This is a genomic window from Rhodobaculum claviforme (genome assembly GCF_016653255.1).
Classification (GTDB): Bacteria; Pseudomonadota; Alphaproteobacteria; order Rhodobacterales; family Rhodobacteraceae; genus Rhodobaculum; species Rhodobaculum claviforme.
The window spans coordinates 1-7293 of record NZ_NHSD01000167.1 but is presented as its reverse complement, the minus strand read 5'-3'; the positions used below and the strand labels follow the sequence as shown (position 1 = coordinate 7293).

Genomic DNA, 7293 nt, shown 5'->3' with positions numbered 1-7293 from the left:
TGCTGGGCGACGCCGACGCCGCCCCGCCCCCCGCCACCGCCACGCAGGAGGCGTGCAGGATCATCGCCCCGCGCGCCCGCTCATCGCGGCGTCCAGGCCGGGGCGGCGCTGCTGCTGGGGCCGTCGGGGGCGGGCAAGTCGCAGGTGGCGCTGCGGATGCTGGCGCTGGGCGCCGTGCTGGTGGCCGACGACCGCACGGAGCTGTCGCGCGAGGGCGACCACCTGCGCGCGCAGGCCCCCGGCGCCATCCGCGGCCTGATCGAGGCGCGCGGCATCGGGCTGCTGCGCGCGCCCACGGTGGGATCGGCGCGGGTGGTGCTGGCGGTCGACCTGGCGCAGCGCGAAGGCGCCCGGATGCCACCGCCGCGGATCTGGTCGGCGCTGGGGCTGGAGGTGGCGCTGATCCATGCGCCGGAAACGGGATGTTTGCCTTCGGCGCTGATGCTCTATCTCCGGCACGGAGGCTGCATTCCGCCATGACCCAGACGCCGCCCATTGCGCCCATTGCGCCCGTGCGTCCCGCCCCCGGCTGGCGGGTGGTCTGCGTGATCGGCCCGGCCGGCGCCGGGCGCACCACGGCGCTGAACGCGCTGGAGGATCTGGGCTTCCAGACCATCACCAACATGCCGCTGGAGCTGCTGCCGCATCTGCTGGCCGGACCGGCACAGGGGCGGCCGCTGGCGCTGGGGCTTGATGTGGGGATGCCCGGCTTTGCGGTGACGGCGTTCCTCGACCTCGTGGCCGAGATCGACGCGGACCCGCGCGCCAGCATCCGGGTCGTGTACCTCGACTGCCGCCCCGAGGCGTTGCTGCGGCGGTTCTCCGAGACGCGCCGCCGCCACCCCTCGGCGCCGGCCGACCATCCCGCGGACGGGATCGCGCGCGAACATGCCCTGCTGGCACCTGTGCGCGACCGGGCCGACATCGCGATCGACACCTCCGACATGTCACCGCACGATCTGCGCGCGGAAATGGCGCGCTGGTTCGGCGGCGACGGCACCGGGCTGGCGGTGTCGTTGCAGTCCTTCAGCTACAAGCGGGGCGTGCCGCGGGGCCTCGACATGGTGTTCGACTGCCGGTTCCTGCGCAATCCCTACTGGGTGCCGGAGCTGCGCGGCGGCGACGGGCGCTGCGGGGCGGTGGCCGCCCATATCCGCAGCGACCCGCGCTATGCGCCGTTCCTTGCGCAGATCAACGATCTGCTGGCCCTGCTGCTGCCCGCCCACGCCGAGGAGGGCAAGACACACCTCGGCATCGGCTTTGGCTGTACCGGGGGGCAACACCGCTCGGTCATGGTGGTGGAAACCCTGGCCGAGGGCCTTGCGAAGGCGGGGTGGCAGGTGTCTAAGCGACACAGGGAGGTCACCGACGACCCGGTGACACCCCAAGGCCGCGCCGGGACCACGCCCGGCGATGCGGAGGCGAAATGACTGGCGTGATCGGCATCGTGATCGTCGCCCATGGCGGGCTCGCGCGCGAGTATCTCTCGGCGGTGGAACACATCGTGGGCCATCAGGGGGGCATGCGCGCCATCGCCATCGAGGACGGCCATGACCGCGCCGCCAAGCAGGCCGAGATCTGTGCCGCCGCCGATGCCGTCGACGGCGGCGCGGGCGTGGTGGTGGTGACCGACATGTTCGGCGGATCGCCCTCCAACCTGTCATTGCGCGCCTGCGTCGCGCCCGACCGCCGGATCCTGTACGGAGCAAACCTGCCGATGCTCATCAAGCTTGCGAAATCGCGCCGTCGGAGCGTGGACGAGGCGGTGGCCTCGGCGCTCGAATCGGGGCGCAAGTACATCGACAGTCTGGATCTGGGCGCGCAGGTGGAGGGGGCGCGATGAACGCCCACGCCGGGACGTGGCCGGTGCGCCGCACGCTGGAGATCGTCAACGAAAAGGGGCTGCACGCCCGCGCCTCGGCCCGCTTCGTGGAGGTCGTGGAGGCCCACGACGCCGAAGCCGAGGTGGAGCGCGACGGACAGGTCGTGCCGGCCGATTCGATCATGGGGCTGCTGACGCTGGGGGCCGCGCGCGGCACCACCATCGCCCTGCGCGCCCGTGGCCCACAGGCCGAGGCGCTGGCCGACGCGCTCGTCACGCTGGTCGGGAACCGCTTCGGCGAGGCGTTCTGAGCCGCGCTCAGACCTCGTCCACCGCAATCACCCCCTGCAAGGTGCGCAGCGCGCCACGGATCTGCGGCGTCACCGGCAGGCTGCGGCCGATGGTCACGTCGATCTCGTGACCGGAGGCGGGGTCGGCCACACAGACGTGGATCGGCCCGCGTGCGGTCCCCCTCGCAGCACCCAGCTTCTCCAGCAGCGCAGCGACCGAAGGCACGGCCACCGCATCGGCCAGATGGATGCGCAGCCCCGCCGCCCCCGCCCCGGCCACCACCGCATCGACGGGACGGATGTCGCGCGCCAGCAGCTTCAGCGTCTCGCCCTCGGCGGTGGCCTCCACCGTCAGCACGACGTTGCAGCCCGGTTCCAGATGCTGGCGGCCGGCCTCCAGCGTCTCGGAAAACACCGTTACCTCATAAAGGCCGGTGGGGTCCGACAGCTGGCAGAAGGCAAAGCGGTTGCCGCGCGCGGATTTCCGCTCCTGCCGGGCGCCGACGGTGCCGGCGATGCGGCCCACCAGCGGCGCGCCTTGCGCGCGCGCCGTCAGCGCGGCCAGCGTCAGCACATCGCAGCGCTTCAGCGCAGGCAGGTAATCGTCCAGCGGGTGCCCCGACAGATAGAACCCGATGGCCGCGTATTCCCCCGCGAGCCGGTCGGTGGGCAGCCAGTCCGGCGCCCCGTCCAGGCGCGGCTCGGGAATGTCCTCGCCGGCCTCGCCGAACAGCGACACCTGGGCGGAGGCGCGCGCGTCATGGACCGCCGCCGAATACGCCATCAGCGCCTCCAGCCCGTCGAACACGCGGCGCCGGTTGGCATCGAGCACATCGAAGGCGCCCGCGCGGGCCAGCATCTCCAGCGGGCGCTTGCCGACGCGGCGCAGGTCGACCCGGCGTGCGACATCGAACAGCGTCGCGAACGGCCGGTCCCCCCGCGCCGCCACGATCAGCTCCATCGCGCCGAGGCCCACGTTCTTGAGCGCCCCCAGCCCATAGACCAGCCGGCCGTCCTCCACGTCGAACCCCGCCTGTGCGCGGTTGACGCAGGGCGGCACCACCTCGATCCCCATGCGGTCCAGCTCGCGCTTGTAGACCGCCAGCTTGTCGGTGAGGTGGATGTCGCAGGTCATCACCGCGGCCATGAACTCCACCGGGTGGTTGGCCTTGAGCCACGCCGTCTGGTAGCTGACGACGGCATAGGCCGCCGCGTGCGACTTGTTGAAGCCGTAGTTGGCGAACTTCTCCAGCAGGTCAAAGACCTCTCCGGCCTTCTTCTCGTCCACGCCCTTGGCCATGGCGCCGCTGAGGAACTTGGGACGTTCGGCGTCCATCGCCTCCTTGATCTTCTTGCCCATGGCGCGGCGCAGAAGGTCCGCACCGCCGAGGCTGTAGCCCGCCATCTCCTGCGCGATCTGCATCACCTGTTCCTGATAGACGATGATGCCCTGGGTTTCCTCCAGGATGTGGTCGATCAGCGGGTGAATGGATTCGAGCGGGCGCAGCCCGTGCTTGACCTCGCAGTACTGGGGGATGTTCTCCATCGGGCCGGGGCGATAGAGGGCCACGAGCGCCACGATGTCCTCGATGCAAGTGGGCTTCATGCGCCGCAGCGCGTCCATCATGCCCGCGCTTTCGACCTGGAACACCGCCACCGTCTGCGCCGAGGCATAGAGCGCATAGGTCGCGGGATCGTCCAGCGGCAGGCGGTCGGCGTCCACCGCGATCCCCCGCTTGGCCAGCAGCCGCACCGCATGCTGCACCACCGTCAGCGTCTTGAGGCCGAGGAAGTCGAACTTCACCAGCCCCGCGGCCTCCACCCACTTCATGTTGAACTGGGTCGCCGGCATGTCCGAGCGCGGGTCCTGATAGAGCGGGACCAGTTCATCGAGCGGCCGGTCCCCGATCACGACGCCGGCCGCGTGGGTGGAGGCGTTGCGCAACAGCCCCTCGATCTGGCGGGCGTAGCTCAGGCAGCGGTCCACGACTTCTTCCGCCTTCGCCGCCTCGCGCAGGCGCGGCTCATCCACCAGCGCCTTGGCGATGGAGACCGGCTTGACCCCTTCGATCGGGATCATCTTGGACAGCCGGTCGACCTGGCCATAGGGCATCTGCAGCACCCGGCCCACGTCGCGCACCGCGGCCTTGGACAGAAGCGCGCCGAAGGTGATGATCTGCCCGACCCGGTCGCGGCCGTAGCGGTCCTGGACATAGGCGATCACCTCCTCCCGCCGGTCCATGCAGAAGTCGATGTCGAAGTCGGGCATGGAGACGCGTTCGGGGTTCAGGAAGCGTTCGAACAGAAGCCCGTAGCGCAACGGATCGAGGTCGGTAATCGTCAACGCCCAGGCCACGAGCGAGCCCGCGCCCGACCCCCGACCCGGCCCCACGGGGATGCCCTGCGCCTTGGCCCATTTGATGAAGTCGGCCACGATCAGGAAATAGCCGGGGAACCCCATCCCCTCGATCACGCCCAGCTCGTACTCCAGCCGTTCGTCATAGACGGTGCGCGGGGCGGACGGCGGCGTGACCGCCAGCCGCGCCTCCAGCCCCTCGCGGGCCTGGCGGCGCAACTCCTCCACCTCGTCCTCGGCAAAGCGGGGCAGAATGGGGTCGTGTTTCTTCGCGGCAAAGGCGCAGCGGCGGGCGATCTCCACCGTGCTCTCCAGCGCCTCGGGCAGGTCGGCAAACAGCGCGGCCATCTCCTCGGGCGTCTTGAGGGAATGCTGCGGCGTCAGCTGGCGGCGCGGCGCGGCCTGATCGACATAGGCGCCGTCGGCGATGCACATCAGCGCGTCATGGGCCTCGTACATCTCGGGCTTGGGGAAATGCACGTCATTGGTGGCCACCAGCGGCAGGTCCATGGCGTGGGCGATCTCGATGTGGCCACGCTCGGTGGCGCGCTCGGCCTCGACCACCTGTCCGCTGTCGCCGGGGTGGCGTTGCAGTTCGACATAGAGGCGGCCGGGAAACGCGGCCGACAGCCGGCCCATCAGCGCCTCGGCCCGGGGGCGCTGGCCCGCGCGCAACAGCCGCCCCACCGGCCCGTCCGGCCCGCCCGACAGACAGATCAGGCCTTCGGCATGGGCCTCCAGCGCCTCCAGCGGAACCTCGCCGCGCGGGCTGGCGGCGTCGAGGTACAGCACCGTGTTCAGCTTCAGCAGGTTGCGCCAGCCGGCCTCGTTCTGGACCAGGAGCACCACGGCGGCCGGCGGGCGGGGCCGTTCGCCCGGCTGCACCGGATCATAGCCCACCGAGATCTCGCAGCCCAGGATCGGCTGCACGCCGCGGCCCAGCGCGCCGACCGAGAACTCCAGCGCGCAGAACAGGTTGTTGGTGTCGGTGACCGCGACGGCGGGCATGCCCATGGCGGCGACCAGACCCGGCAGCGCCTTGACCGGCACCGCGCCTTGCAGGAGCGAATACTCGGTGTGCAGCCGCAGATGGATGAATCGGGGGGCGTTTGTCATGGCCCGGACCCTACGGCGCGCGCGCGGTGGCGCCAAGCCCGCGCGCGGGGCTTGCCAATCGCGCGGCGGGCGCATCTTCTGGCCGGACGGACCGCGCCGCCGCTTTCCGCCGCATCGGGTGGCCGCGCATCACGTCCAACCGGGGAGAAAGCGGCAGGTCATACCATGGCGGAGGTTTCCTTCACCCTCAACGGCGCAGCCATCACGGTCGAGGCGCCGCCCACCACCACGCTTCTGGACTGGCTGCGCGAGCGGCGCGGGTTGACCGGCACCAAGGAAGGCTGCGCCGAGGGCGACTGCGGCGCCTGCACCGTGATGGTGACCGACGCAGGCGGCGCGCAGGCGCTCAACGCCTGCATCCTGTTCCTGCCGCAACTGGCGGGCAAGGCCATCCGCACGGTGGAGGGAATCGCCGCCCCTGACGGCACGCTGCACCCGGTGCAGGCGGCGCTGGTCGAGCACCACGGATCGCAATGCGGCTTCTGCACACCGGGGATCGTGGTGTCGCTGGCGGTGGCGCATGCGCGCGGGCGGCGGGATTTCGACGATGTGCTGGCGGGCAACCTGTGCCGCTGCACCGGCTATGCCCCCATCGTGCGCGCGGCCCAGGCCGCGGCGGAGGCGCCGGTGCCCGGCTGGATGGATGACCGCCCGCATGTCCGGGCGGAACGCTGCGCGGGGGGTGCGGGGGGCAGCCAGCCCCCCGCTGACGTGCATGTTCCGCGCGACGCCTGCGACCTGGCCGATTGGTATCTTGCGCACCCCGACGCCACGCTGATCGCGGGCGCGACCGATGTGGGGCTGTGGGTGACCAAGGGGCTGCGCGACCTCGGCCCCGTGGCCTTCATCGCCGCGACGCCCGACCTGCGCCGGATCGAGGCGGACGACGCGGGCCTGCGCATCGGCGCCTGCGTCACCCTGGCCGAGCTGCACCCTGTCATCGCGCCGCTGCACCCGGCGTTCGGAGAGCTCATCCGTCGCTATGGCTCGGAACAGGTGCGCGCGGCCGCGACGCTGGGCGGCAACATCGCCAACGGCTCGCCCATCGGCGACAGCCCGCCGCCGCTGATCGCGCTGGGCGCCACGCTGCATCTGCGCCGCGGCGATGTGCGGCGCGACCTGCCGCTGGAGGCGTTCTTCCTCGAGTATGGCCGCCAGGACCGTGCCCCGGGCGAGTTCGTCGAGGCCATCACGATCCCCCGCCAACCCGACCGCCTGCGGGTGTGGAAGCTGTCGAAGCGCTTCGACCAGGACATCTCGGCGGTGTGCGGGGCGTTCAACATCACGCTCACCGACGGCACCGTCACCGCCGCGCGCATCGCCTTCGGGGGCATGGCCGGCACCCCGAAACGCGCCCGCACGGTGGAGGGGGCGTTGCTGGGCCGCCCCTGGACGCTGGCCGCCATCGACGCCGCCCTGCCCGCCCTGGCCGAGGACTTCACCCCGCTGAGCGACATGCGCGCCTCCGGCGCCTATCGGCTGGAGGCGGCGCGCAACATGCTGCGGCGCTGCTGGCACGCGGACCAGGGCACCCCCGCCCATGTGCTGGAGGTCCTGCCATGACCGCCCACAAGCCACCGTCCGCCATTCCCACCCCGTCCGCGATGCCCGCCCTGCCCCATGACGCGGCCCGCCTGCATGTCACCGGCCGGGCGCGCTATGTCGACGACATCCCCACGCCCGCGGACACGCTGCACCTTGCCTTCGGG

The 7293-nt window shown here is 71.5% G+C and carries 6 protein-coding genes; 5 read left to right on the top strand and 1 reads right to left on the bottom strand.

The genetic code is table 11. The features are described 5' to 3' along the window. The 4 genes from CCR87_RS05550 to CCR87_RS05535 form a co-directional block, all read left to right on the top strand. A partial coding sequence (locus CCR87_RS05550; protein ID WP_242511873.1) for an HPr kinase/phosphorylase occupies positions 1-480 on the top strand: 480 nt, incomplete at its 5' end. Further along, a complete protein-coding gene (rapZ, locus tag CCR87_RS05545; RefSeq protein WP_201156568.1) occupies positions 477-1430 on the top strand; it encodes an RNase adapter RapZ in 954 nt (317 codons plus the stop codon). The genes CCR87_RS05550 and rapZ, both read left to right, overlap by 4 nt. Positions 1431-1435: 5 nt before the next feature. Beyond that, positions 1436-1843, top strand: coding sequence for a PTS sugar transporter subunit IIA domain-containing protein (locus CCR87_RS05540; RefSeq protein ID WP_201156569.1), 408 nt, complete (start codon positions 1436-1438; stop codon positions 1841-1843). Then, a complete protein-coding gene (locus CCR87_RS05535) occupies positions 1840-2133 on the top strand; it encodes an HPr family phosphocarrier protein (RefSeq protein ID WP_201156567.1) in 294 nt (97 codons plus the stop codon). The genes CCR87_RS05540 and CCR87_RS05535 overlap by 4 nt, the downstream gene beginning before the upstream one ends. A 7-nt stretch (positions 2134-2140) precedes the next feature. Here CCR87_RS05535 and dnaE read toward each other — a convergent pair whose 3' ends face one another. Continuing rightward, positions 2141-5584 carry a DNA polymerase III subunit alpha gene (gene dnaE, locus CCR87_RS05530; protein WP_201156566.1) on the bottom strand — a complete coding sequence of 1148 codons (3444 nt, stop codon included), beginning with the start codon at positions 5582-5584 and terminating at the stop codon, positions 2141-2143. Positions 5585-5749: 165 nt separating this feature from the next. Here dnaE and xdhA point away from each other — a divergent pair, with 165 nt between their 5' ends. Next, complete coding sequence (gene xdhA / locus CCR87_RS05525; protein WP_201156565.1) at positions 5750-7147, top strand: xanthine dehydrogenase small subunit; 1398 nt, start codon at positions 5750-5752, stop codon at positions 7145-7147. Positions 7148-7293: the final 146 nt, after the last annotated feature.